The sequence below is a fragment of the Natronobacterium haloterrestre genome, from assembly GCF_900112205.1.
GTDB classification, from domain to species: Archaea; Halobacteriota; Halobacteria; order Halobacteriales; family Natrialbaceae; genus Natronobacterium; species Natronobacterium haloterrestre.
In genome coordinates this window covers 1-15,917 of the sequence record NZ_FOKW01000006.1, presented here as the reverse complement: position 1 = coordinate 15,917, position 15,917 = coordinate 1, and the positions used below count along the sequence as shown (strand labels likewise).

The 15,917-nt window shown below is 50.0% G+C and carries 14 protein-coding genes and 1 pseudogene; 10 read left to right on the top strand and 5 right to left on the bottom strand.

What is annotated here, in order from left to right; translation table 11 throughout:
• Window positions 1–14: 14 nt before the first annotated feature.
• A complete protein-coding gene (locus BM113_RS21870) occupies window positions 15–1,031 on the bottom strand; it encodes a ComEC/Rec2 family competence protein (protein WP_143095832.1) in 1,017 nt (338 codons plus the stop codon).
• 197 nt (window positions 1,032–1,228) lie between these two features.
• On the opposite strand from BM113_RS21870, the gene BM113_RS21865 reads away from it, so the two are divergent.
• The 5 genes from BM113_RS21865 (at window position 1,229) to BM113_RS21860 (ending at window position 9,619) form a co-directional block, all read left to right on the top strand.
• Complete coding sequence (locus BM113_RS21865; protein WP_143095831.1) at window positions 1,229–2,383, top strand: HEPN domain-containing protein; 1,155 nt, start codon at window positions 1,229–1,231, stop codon at window positions 2,381–2,383.
• Window positions 2,384–2,749: 366 nt separating this feature from the next.
• Window positions 2,750–5,608, top strand: coding sequence for a hypothetical protein (locus tag BM113_RS12255; protein ID WP_143095830.1), 2,859 nt, complete (start codon window positions 2,750–2,752; stop codon window positions 5,606–5,608).
• Complete coding sequence (locus BM113_RS12250; RefSeq protein WP_089788368.1) at window positions 5,601–6,518, top strand: PglZ domain-containing protein; 918 nt, start codon at window positions 5,601–5,603, stop codon at window positions 6,516–6,518. The genes BM113_RS12255 and BM113_RS12250 overlap by 8 nt, the downstream gene beginning before the upstream one ends.
• 9 nt (window positions 6,519–6,527) lie before the next feature.
• Entirely contained in the window at window positions 6,528–9,227 is a 2,700-nt protein-coding gene (locus BM113_RS12245; RefSeq protein ID WP_089788367.1) for a DUF1156 domain-containing protein, read from the top strand.
• Between the two features lie 2 nt (window positions 9,228–9,229).
• The gene (locus BM113_RS21860; protein ID WP_143095829.1) at window positions 9,230–9,619 is read left to right on the top strand and encodes a DUF8076 family protein; all 390 of its coding nucleotides are present in this window, start codon (window positions 9,230–9,232) and stop codon (window positions 9,617–9,619) included.
• Between the two features lie 94 nt (window positions 9,620–9,713).
• Here BM113_RS21860 and BM113_RS21855 read toward each other — a convergent pair whose 3' ends face one another.
• Both BM113_RS21855 and BM113_RS21850 read right to left on the bottom strand, forming a co-directional pair.
• Entirely contained in the window at window positions 9,714–10,157 is a 444-nt protein-coding gene (locus tag BM113_RS21855; RefSeq protein ID WP_143095828.1) for a hypothetical protein, read from the bottom strand.
• Window positions 10,154–10,795: a hypothetical protein gene (locus BM113_RS21850; RefSeq protein ID WP_143095827.1), complete on the bottom strand. Its 642-nt coding sequence runs from the start codon at window positions 10,793–10,795 to the stop codon at window positions 10,154–10,156. Before BM113_RS21850 ends, BM113_RS21855 begins: the two co-directional genes overlap by 4 nt.
• 179 nt (window positions 10,796–10,974) lie before the next feature.
• Between BM113_RS21850 and BM113_RS12235 the strand changes: the two are divergent.
• The 4 genes and pseudogenes from BM113_RS12235 to BM113_RS23095 all read left to right on the top strand — a co-directional run.
• Window positions 10,975–11,670, top strand: a pseudogene (locus BM113_RS12235) (helicase-related protein); the annotation flags it as partial.
• Entirely contained in the window at window positions 11,657–12,994 is a 1,338-nt protein-coding gene (locus BM113_RS12230) for a DUF790 family protein (RefSeq protein WP_089788365.1), read from the top strand. The pseudogene BM113_RS12235 and the gene BM113_RS12230, both read left to right, overlap by 14 nt.
• A gap of 122 nt (window positions 12,995–13,116) precedes the next feature.
• Entirely contained in the window at window positions 13,117–13,266 is a 150-nt protein-coding gene (locus BM113_RS23100; protein WP_449406645.1) for a DUF7837 family putative zinc-binding protein, read from the top strand.
• Window positions 13,267–13,412: 146 nt separating this feature from the next.
• Complete coding sequence (locus tag BM113_RS23095; protein WP_449406644.1) at window positions 13,413–13,748, top strand: DUF7344 domain-containing protein; 336 nt, start codon at window positions 13,413–13,415, stop codon at window positions 13,746–13,748.
• Between the two features lie 19 nt (window positions 13,749–13,767).
• Here the strand turns inward: BM113_RS23095 and BM113_RS12225 are convergent, their stop codons facing one another.
• Complete coding sequence (locus BM113_RS12225) at window positions 13,768–14,151, bottom strand: TRAM domain-containing protein (protein WP_089788364.1); 384 nt, start codon at window positions 14,149–14,151, stop codon at window positions 13,768–13,770.
• A 51-nt stretch (window positions 14,152–14,202) separates the two neighbouring features.
• On the bottom strand, window positions 14,203–14,394 hold the full coding sequence (locus BM113_RS12220) for a hypothetical protein (protein ID WP_143095826.1): 192 nt from the start codon (window positions 14,392–14,394) through the stop codon (window positions 14,203–14,205).
• A gap of 680 nt (window positions 14,395–15,074) precedes the next feature.
• Here BM113_RS12220 and BM113_RS12210 point away from each other — a divergent pair.
• A complete protein-coding gene (locus tag BM113_RS12210) occupies window positions 15,075–15,347 on the top strand; it encodes a PadR family transcriptional regulator (RefSeq protein WP_089788361.1) in 273 nt (90 codons plus the stop codon).
• Window positions 15,348–15,917 lie beyond the last annotated feature (570 nt).

Here is a 15,917-nt window from a genome sequence, read left to right as displayed (position 1 = left end):
AGGGGACTGCCCCTTCACTCGATTGTCACCTGATAGTCACTGCTCGAGTTTACCCCGAGGTATATTGCCCCATCTTTCCGGGTGGTAACGACATTACGGACTGTTGAATCTCCTTCTCGATGTTCTACTGTTTTTCCCGTTGCTTGATGGCTGTATTTTTGAGATGCACTATATTCAGTTCCATCAGCATCTGAAATCGCGACTATCTCTGGGGTTATGTAGTCGAAAAGTCGTGGAGCATAACTACTGTCTCGACCATGATGAGGTGCAACCAAGACATCAGTACCCTGAAGCGCTCTCCTTACGTCAGCACGGTCTAACAAGAGTTCAATCCCCTTTTCCTCCAAGTCACCCATTGTTGATAATTTAAATCCATTATATTCAAATATATTGAGAATACTAAGATTATTTAACGAGGGAGATTTTTCATCAGTAGATAGCTGTTTGGCTGGAGTCATCCCAAGTTCATCGGGGGAAAGCGAAAACTCGTGAACACGCAACTGCCCCCGTTCAATTGGAGGTTCTTGATAGGAAAGTCGCCTACCTTCGAACTCTAAAAACTTGTCCGAGATGGTCTGATACACTTCGTCATTTGGATAGGTGTATTCTTTTTTATGCTTGATGTATGGTGCTGCTTCATCTGGGGACGAATAGAGCGAAATATCGTACTGGTCATCAAGTATTGCTATATCGCGAATATGGTCCTTATCAGGATGGCTGATTATAAGCCAGTCAACTCTCTCTACACCATTATTCGACAGATAGTTGATTGGAGAAAAACCATTTTTGTGCTGGCCCAAATCGACCACGATGTTGGCTTCAGGAGAGTCGATGAACATAGCATCGCCGTGTTCAACATCCCAAAACACAAAGTCGACATTATAATCCGACTCTTCGTCTGAATCTCCGAAAAGTAGCAGACCGGCCAACCCAGCTGCAGCAGCTTGCTCAGGGTGGTCACGAACATAATCGATACCCCGCTGTAGATATTCCATATAAGACGGTTCAGTCCCTCTGGGCTGCCTACTCATAGCTCATATCAGAGTTTGAAGGCACCCAATTTGTTTCTTTTCTTGGAATGTCTCTTCAGCAGTCCATACAAATTGGTACCAGTAATTCATCGCTTTGTATGGGGTAGTGGACCAAGCTCTCCTAGCAGAGTACGATTAGATAGGTACGACTACCGTAGACCGCCACTTATAAACATTTACTGAGAGCCCAGGTAATCATGACAGAATATAATATTCGGTACCGACTGCTTGGACCAGCTAATATCCAGGATGGTGGTGAGTTAGGAGAGGGCACTCTTATTCCGTTAGGAGGGGAGAATCGAAATGCAAACGCGGCTTTACAATATACAATTGACGCTGATAACCGGGAAGAGGCCCGAGATATTGCTCGTGGAAGCCTACAAAAGAAGGCCAGAAAGGATGTGAGTATTTTGTCATTTGTATCGGAAAATGGGATTTTGCTTGGTCCACATTATCGAATCCGTCCTGCAGATGCAGCAAATCAATCTATGGTAGATGTCAGCAACCCTATTGATGATTTGAATATTAAGACCGCTGACCAAGTGAGAGCAAACTTAGAATCAGTTCTCAATGGCGATGATAAAGCCCGACAATCGCTTAATTGGTATAATTACGGTCTTGCAACGAGTATTTCAGAAGATAAGTTAGTGGCATTGTGGACTGGTATAGAGGCATTTGTTGAATTAGACGAACAAGATTTTGATGAAGAGAAGGAAAGAGCATATGAGAGGGCGAAAGATGCTGCTCTGGACTCAGTTGACCCAGACGAACATCCAACACTACATGGGAGGATTGGACAGCTCTTTGGTGAGAAAATAAAACAGCAATCTATCTCAGTCGCAGTAGCTAAGTTAATTAGAAACACTGTCCCAATCAACAGAATTTCTAATTTAGAAGAGAGCGAACTTAACGAGAGGATAGACGAGTTGTATACCGCCCGAAATAAAATCGTTCACGAGGGCAAGGATGTAGCAGATATAGATAGAGTCTCTACTCCTGCGAACGAGTTAGCGACAAATGCTGAGGACATTCTTAGAGAATTGCTGATTAGCCGTCTCCCCGACGCCTTCGCCAGGTTTATTGATTCTGAGCCGCCCGAAAGGTTCGAATATCAATATTTGGTCGGATACGATTGGATTTTGCGAGTCTTTGACCAGAATTATGATTGTACACTTACTGCCGAAGAGATAGCCCAAAGAACATTCGCTCTCACGAGGGAGCTATCTGAAATCCGCCGTATACCACTGGATAATTTCGCCGGTGAAAATGAGCCTCTTCAAAAAATAGATGAGAATGAGTATCAACTCAATCCTGACTTTGATTTTGAGGATTATCGAGATAACGTAGAATAACGTAAATTCTCACGAGTAGTTGCAGACTGCCGACCCGGACATGGCCGTTCAGATGTTCCGCCTGTTTGCAGGCGCACTCGGAGCGATGATTCCACTTTCTGTTGGTGGTGTGTTTCTCTATGCCTTCTTCGAGTTTGCTGAAGAGATGGCATAGTCTCAACCACGCTCTTCACTTGAGATACAACGGACTATAATTTCATACAACTATAATATAGGTATTACTTCTACGGACTCGAAACATTAGCTTAGAAACCATACGTGATGTACATTTTCACCCGAACGGTTTGTGTGTGGAAATATTAGTAAAGTTATAAACAAAAGCTATCGTCGGAAAGACTAACTGATAACAATGGAGATATGCGACAGATGACAGACGGCGTAATATCTGACTACGTCACTCCGTCCGAGGAAATCCAGGGAGAGGACGGAGAAATTACGGCTGACAACCTTCTTGACGAAGTCAGTCTGTACAATCTCTACGACAGTAGAGAATCGCCCGAACAGGATGCTGAACGAATTCTCAACATCACATATCCGACTGAGACGCTTACCTCAATCATCGAGCGGACAGCAGACAAGTTCGATGCCGATTCAAGCGTTTCGGAAGGTGCGCACATCATCGGTGGCGAATTCGGGAGTGGGAAAAGCCATATCGAGCTCGTTCTGTACCACCTGTTCGCATCGCCAGAAATCGGTCAGGAGTGGTTGACCGAGAATGGTATCGAAGCCACACTGCCCTCGAACGCGCAAACCGCTGCCCTTCAAATGCTCAACCTCGACCGCGACTACGACAGGCTTCACGTCGCGGTCGGTGAGTACCTCGACATCGACGAATGGAAAGAGGGCGACCCACCGGGCGTTCATCAAATACGGGATGCTCTCGACGACCAGCCCACAGCAGTTTTCATCGACGAGTTCGAGCGATGGTTCGGAATGAGCGGTAGGTCCGACTATCAGGACGATAACCTCGGGTTCCTCCAGAACCTCCTCGAGGCTGCTGGGCGAGACGATACACCACTCGCAGTCTACGTTTCGCTCCTGTTCGAAGAGGCAGACGTAGAGGCGATTCTTCCACGGACTAACCCGTTCCGTCACGACCTCTCCCGTCGTCGTGACGAAAAAATTCGATTCCTGCTACATCGACTGGTTGGCGATGTCAGCGACCCCGATGGACTTGCTTCATTAGCGCAGGAGTACGCGGATGTGTACCGGAATAACGGCCAGATTCAACTCACCGACTACCAAGAGATGGAAGACCGTCTCGAGCGGTACTATCCTTTCCATCCACTAGCGCTGGATACCCTGATGGACAAGTTCTCCGAACAACGGGGGCACCAGGACGCTCGCGGTCTTCTCCACCTCCTTACTGAGATTTTCGCCGACAATTACCATGAGGTTGACCTCATCCTCACTGGTGACATCGACGTCTTCGAGTACACCGGTTGGTTCCGGTTCATCGACGGTGAATTGGTTAGCAAGTACCTGAATGATTATCACCGCCTCGGTGAGGCAACGTCCGATGAGCAGGAGGGAGAGAAAATCTTCGAACCGCATATCGAGGAGTTGTTGAATATCGTTCTCCTCCACAGTCTTGCCCGTGGCGGAGAGGAGGGGGCGAACAAGCGCCAGATGCTCATGGGAACCATGCGGAAGGGCAAGAACGCTCATGAAATCATTCAGACGTTTACCGAGGACCTCTTTGGGCACGCGTGGCACGTCTTCCGTATTAACGGGGAATACGCCTTCGACACAGAGGAGAACCCGGCGGCCCGCATCGAAAAGAAGGCCGAGGACATCCACAAGAATACTGCCATTCATCGCGTCGAACGACTCATCAAAGAGGACCTGTTCGAAGGTCACAACAACGTTCATATCCTCAATCCGGTCAATACCGAACAGGATATTCCGGACAACAAAACGCTACAAATCATCGTCTCTCTGTCGGCCAAGCAAAACCAACAGGCGTACAACCAGCAGTTCGAGGAACTCACGACGGGCCAAGAACGTGAGTTCAACAACACCCTCGTCCTCGTTACGCCACAGCAACGCTCCAGCGTAGACTCAAACACTGGAATCAGGGAGCTCGCCCGAAAAGTGGTTGCTGGTGAACAGCTGGACCACGAGGAGGAGGTACTCCCAGACGGCTTCGACGACATCCACGACCAAAACTACCAAAACCTTCGCGACCGCGTTCGGGACAAGTACGGGACCGTCCACACGTCCACCGAACGAGGTCTCGTCCCGCAGGACATCTCCGTGAGCGGGAACATGGACTTCTACACGGCTACCCTCGAGGAGATTCGGCCCGACAGTAGTCAGGTTCGTTCCGAGGTGAAAGATGCCGTTGAGGAGGCAGAAGGTGGCGGTATCCAGTACCAGCATCTCCTCAACGACTTCTACCGGAATACCAAGTACACGACGCTGACGGACGAACAGGAGCTCAAGGACGCTATCCAGTCGCTCTGTCGCGACGAAGTCATCAAGGTCGGGACGTACTTCGGTGAGCGCGTCGGGAGCATCGGGAATGATACGGTCCTCGTTCACGAGGACTACGTTCAGACTGTTGAGGAGGAAGACGACGACGATGCGACAGCGACGATTACTGTTGACTCGACCTCAGTAGGAGGCACGGGAACGAGTAGTACGTCTTCTGGCGGAACTACCTCGAGTTCCGAAACCGATGAGGGCAGTGGAGGAACATCCGGTGCAGGACAAATCTTCACGTGCCCGCAATGCGGAGACGAATTACAGGGCACGAGTTGCGACTGCGGCTTCGAGTTCGACGCCTCGGACATCAAGGAAGGAAAAGTCACTGTTGAGGGGGGAGACGCCACTGAACTCGTCCAGACCTTCGAAGAGTTGAAAGACGAGGTCGAGGAAGAAGACCTGGAAGGCACGACGACTACACGATTCCCGGTAATGGGAGCGTTGGACGCCGACGACAAGCCGAGCCTTATCGACACACTGGAACGCGAACTCGGTATCGAATGGACGATTCACACGGTCAGTCTGTCCTATACGGGAACACTGGCTGCCGACGGTGTGGCAAGCCGAGGTCTCGATGCTGACAGTCTCGCTGACCAGGTTGAGGTTGACGAGACGCTGATAATCTCACCGGAGGAGCCGCTATCGAGGGATGCACTTCTGAACGATGTGCTCCTCCGGCTGGACGTTCCCGATGACGCCTCGTTCGAGGTCTGGATGGAGGTCGAGAAAGGTGAGTGACGAACTCTACGGTGCGGACGAGCTTGCGGCTCTCGTCCGGCGGGAGTCCGTTCTCGATGGTGCCTTCGAGTGTCTCCGCCGTATCTGGTCGCAACCGAATGCACTCGTCGGTGAGAACCTCGCTGCCGAGTACAAGACGCGTTCGCTGGAGCACCACTTGGACACCCAAGAACCTAAATTGTATGACGAGCTGAAAGAGTCGATGGGTGACCATCCCATTACGCGACTGGACTCCGGATGTGGCGTCATCATGGACGCGCTGAGTCTCCGAGAGGGGTTCCAACTCTTGCGCGAGCTCCCGGAAGACAACGGCTGGGATGTGACGCTGGATTGGGCACCAATCGAGCGACTCCCCTCGGAGACGAAGTTCATCTGCCGGGAATGGTTTGACGCACATAGCCCGTCAGCAGTCAACCGAGACGACTACCGATTCGTCGGCGACCTCGACGTACCGCAGTTGCCTGGCACAGACCCAGAGTTCGTGTGGACGCGCCATCCCGACCGCCGGCTCGAGGAGTCCTTCAAAGGACACTACTCGTCGGAGGAAATGGGTGACATCTACGAGGACGTAAAGGGGCTGCTGGAAGACATCGTGAACGAGAGCGTCCACAACGAGTTTCTTGTAACCAGTGACCACGGGTACGTCAACGTTCACGACACGAATCCCTACGTACTCTCCGACAGCGATGCGGAGGCGCTCAAGAACAAGTTCAGCAGTCGCTTCCGCGAGGTCGAAGACGGATATGCGTTCGACCAGCTTCGTGAGGCAGGAGTTATCGAACGCGTCGGCGGTTACTACGTGGTCAAGGGATACTACACGCCGACGAAACGTGGCGCATCGAAAAGAATCAAACACGGTGGCTTCAGCCTTGCAGAGTGCATGACCCCCGTTCTGCGAATCAACACCTAAGAGGTAATCATGACTGACGAAATCGAAACCTGGGACAAACTCCCGCTGAACCTTATGGACGCACTGGCAGAGAAGGAAACCTACCGGCGTGACGTGTACCGTCCCATCTACTCACTCCATAAGTGGTGGGCGCGTCGTCCCGGTTCGACGTTTCGTTCTCTTGCTCTCGCAGCAATGACGGATGACACCATTACGAAAGACGACATCCTTACGCGGCGGTCGAGCGGGACTCATGACGGACTGTACATTGACTCCTACGACCCGAAAATCAACCCGGACGACGAACACATCGACCGCGATGTGACTGTCCTTGACCCCTTCGCAGGAGGCGGGACTACGCTCGTCGAGAGCAACCGGCTTGGTGCAGATGTCATCGGCTACGAACTCAATCCGGTCGCGTGGTGGACCGAGAAGAAGTCGATGGACGACGTGAACCTCGACGTTCTCGAACGCGAGTTCAACCGAATTCTGGAGGAGGTCCGTGAGGAACTTGGAGACTACTACACTACCATCGACCCAGAGACGGGGCAAGAGTGTGAAGTCTTGTATTACTTCCAGGCACAGCGAATCCCTTGCCTAACATGTGGCGAAGAAGTTCAACTGTTCCCGCGCTATGAATTGTCCAGAACAAAGAAGACCAGTCCGGGTGTGCTGTACTGCCCCAATCAGGATTGCAACGACCGTATTATCGAACTGGAAGACCGAGATAAAGGACTTGACGAAGGAACAACAGTCACGGTTGAAGCTGGGGAGCAGGTAACGGTCTCAGAGGACGGAAACGAGGTTTGTCCGAACTGTGGGCATGAATTTGACCCGAGTGATGGGAACGCTGGATGGGGCAAATACACGTGTTCTAACGGGCACAAACACGACATCAAAGAAACGTTGAAGAGAAAGGATGAAAATCCGGAATTTGACCGATTTGCCCTTCAGTATGTTGACCCGCATGGTGACAAGAAATTCAAAGAGTTTGATTCAAAGGATGCAGAATTAGTTGAGTCTGCGAAGGAGCATTTTGATAGCCTTCGGGAAGACTTACCGATTCCAAATCAGAGGATTCCTGAGGGAATGGCGATGACGACAGGAGCTCTCCGTAACTACAATTACGACCAATTTAATGAAATATTCACAGACCGTCATCTTCTAACATTTGGACTACTATTTGACCGGGCTTGGAAAACTCGGGAGAAGGAATTTGATGACGCAGATGCACAAAATATCGCCGAATTCCTTGTCACAGCTGTCTCAAATAATCTAGAATACAACGGGAAATTAGTAAAATGGGGTATCACTTATTCAATCTCAGGACACGTTTTCGAGCGTCATGCCTATATCCCACGTGTACAACCGATTGAAGGGAACCCAATCAATAGTCACGGGAGCCGTAACGCTCTCGAGAACTTCTTTGAGAAAGTTTTGAGAGCGAAGGAATACTGTGAGAGACCATTTGAGAAAGTGAAAAATCAAAAAACAGGTGACGTTGAGCAGTTCTATATTGAGAACGAATCAATTGAGGAAGACCGTGTAAAGGAGCTAAACTGCTCAACAGCAGAGCGAATCAATGAAGATGACGAATCCGTAGATTACATCATTACTGACCCACCATACTACGACAACGTCCAGTATTCAAAACTATCTGATTATTTTTACGTTTGGCTACACCAATGTCTAAAAGAGGAATATGATGAGTTCCAGCCTGAACTAGTGCCGAAAGCCCGAGAGATAGTCGCTAACGAGAAAGCAAACAAGGACGAGGAGTTCTTTGTCAAATCGCTTGCTAATGTCTTCTCGGAGTGTCACCGCGTTCTGAAGTCTGATGGTGAGATGATTTTTACCTATCACCACAACGAGAACGAAGCGTGGTCGGTGATTCTCGAAGCCCTCATTGAGAGTGGATTCACTATCACCGGTGCGTACCCGGTGCAGTCGGAGATGCCGAACAGTCCACACATCTCTGAACTTGATAACGCAGAGTACGACATCCTCGTATTCGCCAACAAGGAGCAAGTCGATGAGGAAATCACGCTTACGGAGCTTCGGCAGAATCTCTTCTTCGAGTTGCAAGACATGGCTGCCGAAGAACGAGAGCGACACGAGGACCTCTCGAAGGCAGACCTCGGTGTTATTCTCCGTGGCAAGTGTATGTACTTCTACTCTCGTCACTACCCGAACGTCTACTCTGAAGGTGAGCAGGCTGGCATCGACGAGGCGCTCGAGACCGTGGACTCCATCATCGAACAGGTACTCGAGGGGTCGGTTAACCTCCCGGCAAGTATCGACTCGATAAGCGAGGCGTACGCTGCCTTCGTTCAGCGAGGTCCCGAGGGCTACGACGACCTCAACAAACAACTGCTCGCGAAGAACCTGAACGTCAGCGACCTCGAGGACGAGAAACTCGTCAAGGGACCGCGTGACACGAAGGAGCCAGTCTCTGCCGACGAGCGAGTACACCACATCGAGCGGAAACTCAGCCAGAACGGGAACGGTACCCAGCAGACACTCGGTGGTGACAACGTGGACTCGGACGCACTTCTGGACATCGACAAGGTGCAGTACCTCTATCACCTCTACAAGACCGACCAGAACACGTCCGAGTATCTCAGTGAGTGGAAGAGTGACGACCTGCAAGAGCTCGCCGAGTTCCTCGCCGACGCCACGGGTGACGACCGCTACGAGAACGTGATGGAAATGAGCCTCTCCCAATTCTGACCATGTCACTCAACGCCGGCTACAATCTCGTGACCGACCGTATTGAGGACACCAAGGAGGAGCTGCCAGCATTGGCGTTCTTCCGCCGACTCGCTACCGATGGCTCGCTCCCGCCCCGACTTACAGTGACTGGCCTCGAGGACCTCCTCCACGAGACTGACGAAGACGAACTCAATGAGGGTGTCCGTGAACTCCGCGACGTCCTTCGGGAAAGCGGGTCGTTCCGTGGCCCGAAAGCCGTTCAGTTCGTGTTCGATGGCGACCTCGTAGATGACGACGTATTCACAGTGCGTATTGAACGCGGCGGCGACGCGGTGTACCTTCCTGTTGGGAATCTCTTTGTGGAGGAACCGCGTGTTGTCGGTCCTGGTCACGCAGTCGCTCGTAAATAAGGCTCTGCGTTGAACCGGTTTTCACCGGTGGAGTCTTTGAGAAGCCTACGTGACGAAAGAGTTGCAGAGTTTACCATATTTATAATTTAACAAATCAATTGAATTGGTGAGATGGTGAACCCATCTCCATAGGAGACACATTCACGATTCCTGTTTTAACTACCTCGGAGTATCTTGCAAAAGCCACTTCAAAGTCATCATACACCTCTCGTGCTGCCCGTTGCCACATCTGTCCATCTCGTTCCTTGTCAAACTCAACATCAATAGTGATGACATGGCCATCATCCGCGTACGTTAATCTAACTCTGCGTGTTTCGCCATAGACAAGCGTTGCACTCGCTGTTTGCGACTCTGATTCGGGAGAGAAGGCGGCAGACTGGAGGCGTGTCCACCCGTAGTCAGAGCCAAGGAACTCTGGCGCAATCAGTGTCTTATCCTCAATTTGGAGGTCACCACCCCCCTCAACGAATTGTATGTTCTCGCCAATAGTTGGCTCTCCTTCCTTGGAAGGGAAGTCAGGTTCTGGAATAGCAGTCATTGGGTCTCACCCGTCTGTATCTTTGTTTCTACTTCATCAATTGCAGCGTCAAGGTTCTCCCACGCTCCTAACGTCTCAAAACCGTATTCATGGGATATGCTGGCTTTCCATTCTGAGTCAGTATCACTACTGAGGTGGACCTTTGGACTACGGTTGTTGCTACTGAGAACGATTTCTTGGGCTTCTGTATCAACCTCAACAACGCACTCCATCAACTCGCGTTCTTTGAGAATAGCTCCGAGTTCAAGATTGACCTTCTCAATCAGCCATTCTGGATACGTTGGTGTCGAACCCCGTAGTGGGTCAGTTGCAGGGTGGTGTTGCCTAACAATACCAATAGCGCCATAGGCGTTTTCGAAACGACCGAGGATTGTCCGATGGAGACCTGGAATCTCGCGGATAACTATCCAATCTTGACCTACTGTGTGGGCAACGGTGAACAAGACCTCCTCATCGTCTTGTTGAGTACGTCCAATCTCGACATATGCCAACACAGTGTCTCCTAGTAGACTTCTTCCATATTCCCTGCCCGCTTCGATAATGAATTCGTCCAGTTCCAATTCGATTATTGCGTCCACAAGCTCACCGTCGATTTCTGCAACATCAATAGGATTTTTATTCTTTCTCTTATCTATCATTTATTATATTAGTGGGATAGGATTATCTGCACTTAAAATACCGGGCCGATTAGTCTGTGACATTTGGTATTATATCTGGTACGTCGGCACACGGTGAGCCATGTGGACCGTGTGAAACCCGTGTGAGAAAGCACCATGTGTCAAACTTTTTGGATTGTTTAAACCGCTGACCGACAAGCCCGTCATGCTACGAGGAGAATGTCGATGAGCTTGCAGGCGAGTATCTCAGCGAGTACAAGACTATCCATCTGAAGGTTGAACTCTCCTCTGAAGAACGCGAGAAGTACGATGAGGAGTACCAGATTTATCGCGACTACGTGGACAACCACGATTTCGACATCTGGAAAGAAAGAGGCTATCAGGAGTTTCTCAAGCGGTCTTCATACGACCCGCAAGGTCGCCGTGCCTTCGTCGCGAAGCAACGAGCCGAAGAGATAGCCCGTACTGCCGAAAAGAAACTGGATACGCTCGATAATCTGCTGAAGCGCCATCACGATGACCGCACCATCATCTTTACCGCGAACAACGACTTCGCATACGACATCTCCAAAGAGTTCGTTGTTCCATGCATCACTCACCAGACAGAAACGGACGAGCGAACGGAGATTCTGGAACGCTTCCGCACGGGCGAGTACTCGATGCTGGTCACGTCGCAGGTGCTTGACGAGGGTATCGACGTGCCTGCAGCAAACGTCGGCATCATCCTTTCGGGGAGTGCTTCAAAACGCCAATACGCCCAACGGCTCGGGCGGATTTTACGCCCCACAGATGACCGCCAACCCGCTCGCCTGTACGAAATCATTACCGACAACACGAAGGAGCAGTACGTCTCTACGCGCCGTCGTCAGGGGGTGAGCACCAGTGCTGACGGCTGACCTCGCTCGCTCTCGTACGCGAAACGGAACGGTACAACCGCTGTTCATCGACGTGGGCGACCCACAGTATCGAGAAACCGCAGCGGAGCTCATCCAGATATTTGAGGACCACATAGGTGAGCCAAAAGGTGAGTTGGAGGAGACAATTGACCAACTCACCATCGCAGATACGGACTACAAAATCGTACAAGGGCTGGCAAAGCTGCTGAAGGACGAGTGCGAATTCGAGACCGTTGCAGCAGCCGAACCACAGGATATACGCCAGTTGTTATTCCAGAAGTCCAACAAGACGTATCCGATTGTCCGTCAGCCGACGCTCGGAGAGGACACGCAGAAGCTGGAGGTCTACAGCACGGTTGCTGATAAACTGGGTATCTCGCTCGAAGAGTGTTATCGTGGGATGTATGCAGACCTCGACGACAACAAGCGCCTCGTTCAGTTTGGACACCGTGTTTCCGATGGACACGAGGATTCAGCTAAGACCTCCACGACGACGCAACTGACGGGAGACAGCGAGGAATCCTATGCTGAAGACGCAATCACCGTTGACTGGCTTCTTACACGATACAACCTAGCGCTCGCACAGGCGGTACTGTATGATGCGACTCGGATGCAGATTCGTGTCTGGGACTCCTTTGGAACTGTGTTCAGCTACGTCAAGCTGTTTGGACTCATGCACCGTATCTATCCCATAGATGGAGCTGGCAACCGTATAGCGGATACAGACGCCGCAGATGGGTACGAGGCGATACTTGACGGTCCAGCGTCGCTGTTCTCTAAGTCGCGGAAGTACGGAATTCGGATGGCTAACTTCCTTCCTGCACTCCCCCTCTGTGACCGTTGGGAGATGGAAGCAGAAATTCTCGGCGACGAGGCTACAGGGAACACTGTCGCGTTTGACCTTGACCACACCGACGACCTCTCATCCCACTACAGTTCGCAGGGCGATTTTGACAGCGACGTAGAGCGGACCCTCGCCCAGAAGTGGGAACGAGCAAACACAGACTGGGAACTCGTCCGAGAGGATGATGTGCTGGACTTGGGCGCAGAGGTGATGATACCCGATTTCGCAGTCGAACACCCCGATGGCCGCCGAGCAATTCTGGAAGTTGTGGGCCTTTGGACGCCTGAATACCTCGATGATAGGCTGACGAAGATACGGGAAGCAGATGCTGATAACCTCCTTCTTGCCGTCTCCGAGCGGTTAGATTGCTCATCAGAGGATTTTGAGGGGATGGATGACCGTGTTCTGTGGTTCAAATCGGGCATCCATGTCTACGATGTCGTGGAGTTAGCTGACGAGCATGCTACAGAAATGTCCTGACTAGTCGCGCCTTCACGCTAACTACTTTCACGGCAGTAACATTAGCTATTTCACCCTTGCTGTGTATTGATTCACAGAAGCTTGGATACTCTGTCACACGCTCCAAACTTCCCCTTTGAGAGATGAGTGACTCAACCCGCATACTTGGTAACTGTCCGTTTTGTGGGACTGAAATTACTAGTGAAGCAGTTCTTGTTGAATTTGAGACCAATGGGAAAGAGCGGCTCTTTGCTGAATGTTCCGAATGTAATGAGCCTGTTGAGCCCCAATAGAAAGATATATCACATCAAACATATACAAATGCTATTCTATATATAGATGTTTTATTGAGAGCCAATTTGTTTAGATATTTGTCTCCATAGTAATACTTATACACCTAGCTGCTATTTGATAGATTAATCAGTACGGGGTAGTACGGATGGGATACCAACAGTCAAACCAATCTTCAAAGGTAGACAAGTTGCTGACGGCACTTTCAAATAATCACTGCCGTAATATGTTGTTTTACCTTTGTGAATCTTCGGAAGAAGTCGCTTCAGTTGATGAACTTGCGAGCGTTGTCTGCCAACAGGGGCACGGAACTGAAGAACAGGTCGCCATCCAGTTACATCATTCAACACTTCCTCGGCTCGCAGCTGCTGGAGTGATTGAGTATGACCCAAGGAATAGAACCGTTCGGCAGTGGGACGACCCAATGTTGGAGGCCCTGTTAGAGGGGGTTTCGGAAGGCTTGTCGAAAAGTGTAGATACCTAACCGATTCAAGAACGGTACGTTAGTTAATGACTTCAGCGAATGCAACGTTTTCTCGTGTCTCTGTCACCCGTACAGTTACGTGGTCACCGACCTCTGTACCAGGAACAATTACGACATAGCCGCGCTCGACTCGAGCGATACCATCTCCTTGGTCACCAACATCCTCAATTTCCACCTCTCGAATATCTTCTTCTTCGACAGGCGGTTGCTGGGGTCGGTCATTTTGTTCGTTACGCTCATTTTGGGTAGATGATTCAGAAGAGATGATGGCAGCTCGATAGACTTCGCCGCTCTGCACGTCACCGACTTCAACCTCACGCTTAGGCACCTCAACTACGTAGGACCCATTTCGCTCGGTGATTTGTGCGCTATACAGACAGAGTAAGTCATCAGAGAATTCCATCGACTTCCGTATGGATTACAAGAGGGATGACATAGGTGTTTTGATAAAATATTATATTTCTTTAGATTGCTCTGTTAGCAGTTCCTGAAATCTCTCTGTCTTGGAAATTAGGTTTGTAGTTGTGTATACCGCCATCATCTTGAGGAGTTGTTCGTCGACGGAATTACCCTCTGCCTCTGCCATTTCGGCAAGCAATTCAACAGTCTCTTCTTCAAATTCAGCCACTAGTTGGTTGTCATGCATATCCATATATTCACATACACATGTTAAATTATTTATTGTAATTTACAGTTCGATTCAACTAGTGCTACCTTGGTCTATTCTATTTATTGACTTCAAAGGAATCTATAATTTCGACTTCGGCATCAGAGGGTGGTTGAGGTGTAGATGCGAGCCAATATGTTCTTACAGTTGCACTCATAGCTTCAATTGGTGCGTGGCATAGGTCTGGGACACCACGCACTGCTTCCTTCCACCTTGTCAGAGGCGTATTAAATCCCGAGATGATTAGTACAGTTTTGTGATGGTCAATGCGGTTAACCACTTTTCTCATCCTGGATGTAGGTGTCAGAAGAATTTCCTATAATTTCAAACTCAGTTGAGCCACAATCACAGCTTCCTCTTCCAATAGGTCGAATCGTTCCATCTGTCCAGACGTTAACAGCATATGCAGAACTGCAAGAACGACACTGAGCGATTGCTCTTTTTCGTTCCCCATTCGGCATAGGGGAGATTCTCCCTCACTCAATATAACGGTGTGTGATTATCTGGGTGAAGTTCCTGCTACATTTACTCGTTGCCCTGTACTTACCGTTCATCGAGAGTCGGAAAAGAGCGTGCGAACTGTTCTATGCCCCCTCAAAATAACGAATAACTCGCAGTACCTGCTTGATAACAATGAGTATCTAAATTGAGCGATAAATATGGACGACCTCACAGGCTTTCAGCGGGACTTGCTCTACGTCATCGCTGGGGCGGACCAACCATCAGGACAGGACGTAAAGGACGAAATAGAGCAGTACTACAGTGCTGAGATTAATCACGGACGATTGTATCCCAATCTGGATACAGTGGTCAACAAGGAACTCGTCGAGAAAGGACAGTTGGACCGTCGCACAAATTACTATGACATCACGGAAGAAGGCGAGGAGATGATTGAGAATCGTCGCGAATGGGAGAGCCAGTATATTGACTAACTGGTTTTATTTCACACTGCTGAAATCAAATCGAAGGACTGAATGCTAAGTTCATTCACTTGGAGCGTATGGCATCAGGCAAGTGTCCCGAATGTGGCTCGACAAGTATCAAGACCGTGTTTGACCCATTCCGCGACGTAAAGAAGTGCAGAGACTGCGGGAACTATCTTTGATTCGCCAGTGAGATTCTGACTGTTTCTAGTCAATGGATTTATGGTAATCGGATGGAGTTTACGGAATGGTGCGTGTCGTAGTGGGCACCCACTGGTCTGGGACATCTGCCACGCACCATTTAACAAGTCAGAGGTGCACCAGTGTCAGAGGCACACTAGGCCTCACTGGCGATTTTCTAAACCGCATAAGACGATTTGAATAATAGTGACCGCTGTTCTTCGTCGGAATTACCGTACGTTGCCATCGGGTCATCCAAATCAATAACAAGAAGTTCAACATCGTCATTGAGGTTCTATGTATCCATCCGTCTTTAGCTAAGCCAAGAATCGCATGACTGCGGCGGCTTATCGGTGGTACTTTTCGGAAGGAATGAGGAGGCGACAGCTGTGTACACCG

Excerpts from the sequence above, each read along its gene's own strand:
- BM113_RS12245 (WP_089788367.1), top strand. The coding sequence starts at position 6,528 with ATGACTGACGAAATCGAAACCTGGGACAAACTCCCGCTGAACCTTATG.
- BM113_RS12255 (WP_143095830.1), top strand. The coding sequence starts at position 2,750 with ATGACAGACGGCGTAATATCTGACTACGTCACTCCGTCCGAGGAAATC.
- BM113_RS21855 (WP_143095828.1), bottom strand. The coding sequence starts at position 10,157 with ATGACTGCTATTCCAGAACCTGACTTCCCTTCCAAGGAAGGAGAGCCA.
- BM113_RS21870 (WP_143095832.1), bottom strand. The coding sequence starts at position 1,031 with ATGAGTAGGCAGCCCAGAGGGACTGAACCGTCTTATATGGAATATCTA.
- BM113_RS21850 (WP_143095827.1), bottom strand. The coding sequence starts at position 10,795 with ATGATAGATAAGAGAAAGAATAAAAATCCTATTGATGTTGCAGAAATC.
- BM113_RS23100 (WP_449406645.1), top strand. The coding sequence starts at position 13,117 with ATGAGTGACTCAACCCGCATACTTGGTAACTGTCCGTTTTGTGGGACT.
- BM113_RS12210 (WP_089788361.1), top strand. The coding sequence starts at position 15,075 with ATGGACGACCTCACAGGCTTTCAGCGGGACTTGCTCTACGTCATCGCT.
- BM113_RS23095 (WP_449406644.1), top strand. The coding sequence starts at position 13,413 with ATGGGATACCAACAGTCAAACCAATCTTCAAAGGTAGACAAGTTGCTG.
- BM113_RS12220 (WP_143095826.1), bottom strand. The coding sequence starts at position 14,394 with ATGCATGACAACCAACTAGTGGCTGAATTTGAAGAAGAGACTGTTGAA.
- BM113_RS21860 (WP_143095829.1), top strand. The coding sequence starts at position 9,230 with ATGTCACTCAACGCCGGCTACAATCTCGTGACCGACCGTATTGAGGAC.
- BM113_RS12225 (WP_089788364.1), bottom strand. The coding sequence starts at position 14,151 with ATGGAATTCTCTGATGACTTACTCTGTCTGTATAGCGCACAAATCACC.
- BM113_RS21865 (WP_143095831.1), top strand. The coding sequence starts at position 1,229 with ATGACAGAATATAATATTCGGTACCGACTGCTTGGACCAGCTAATATC.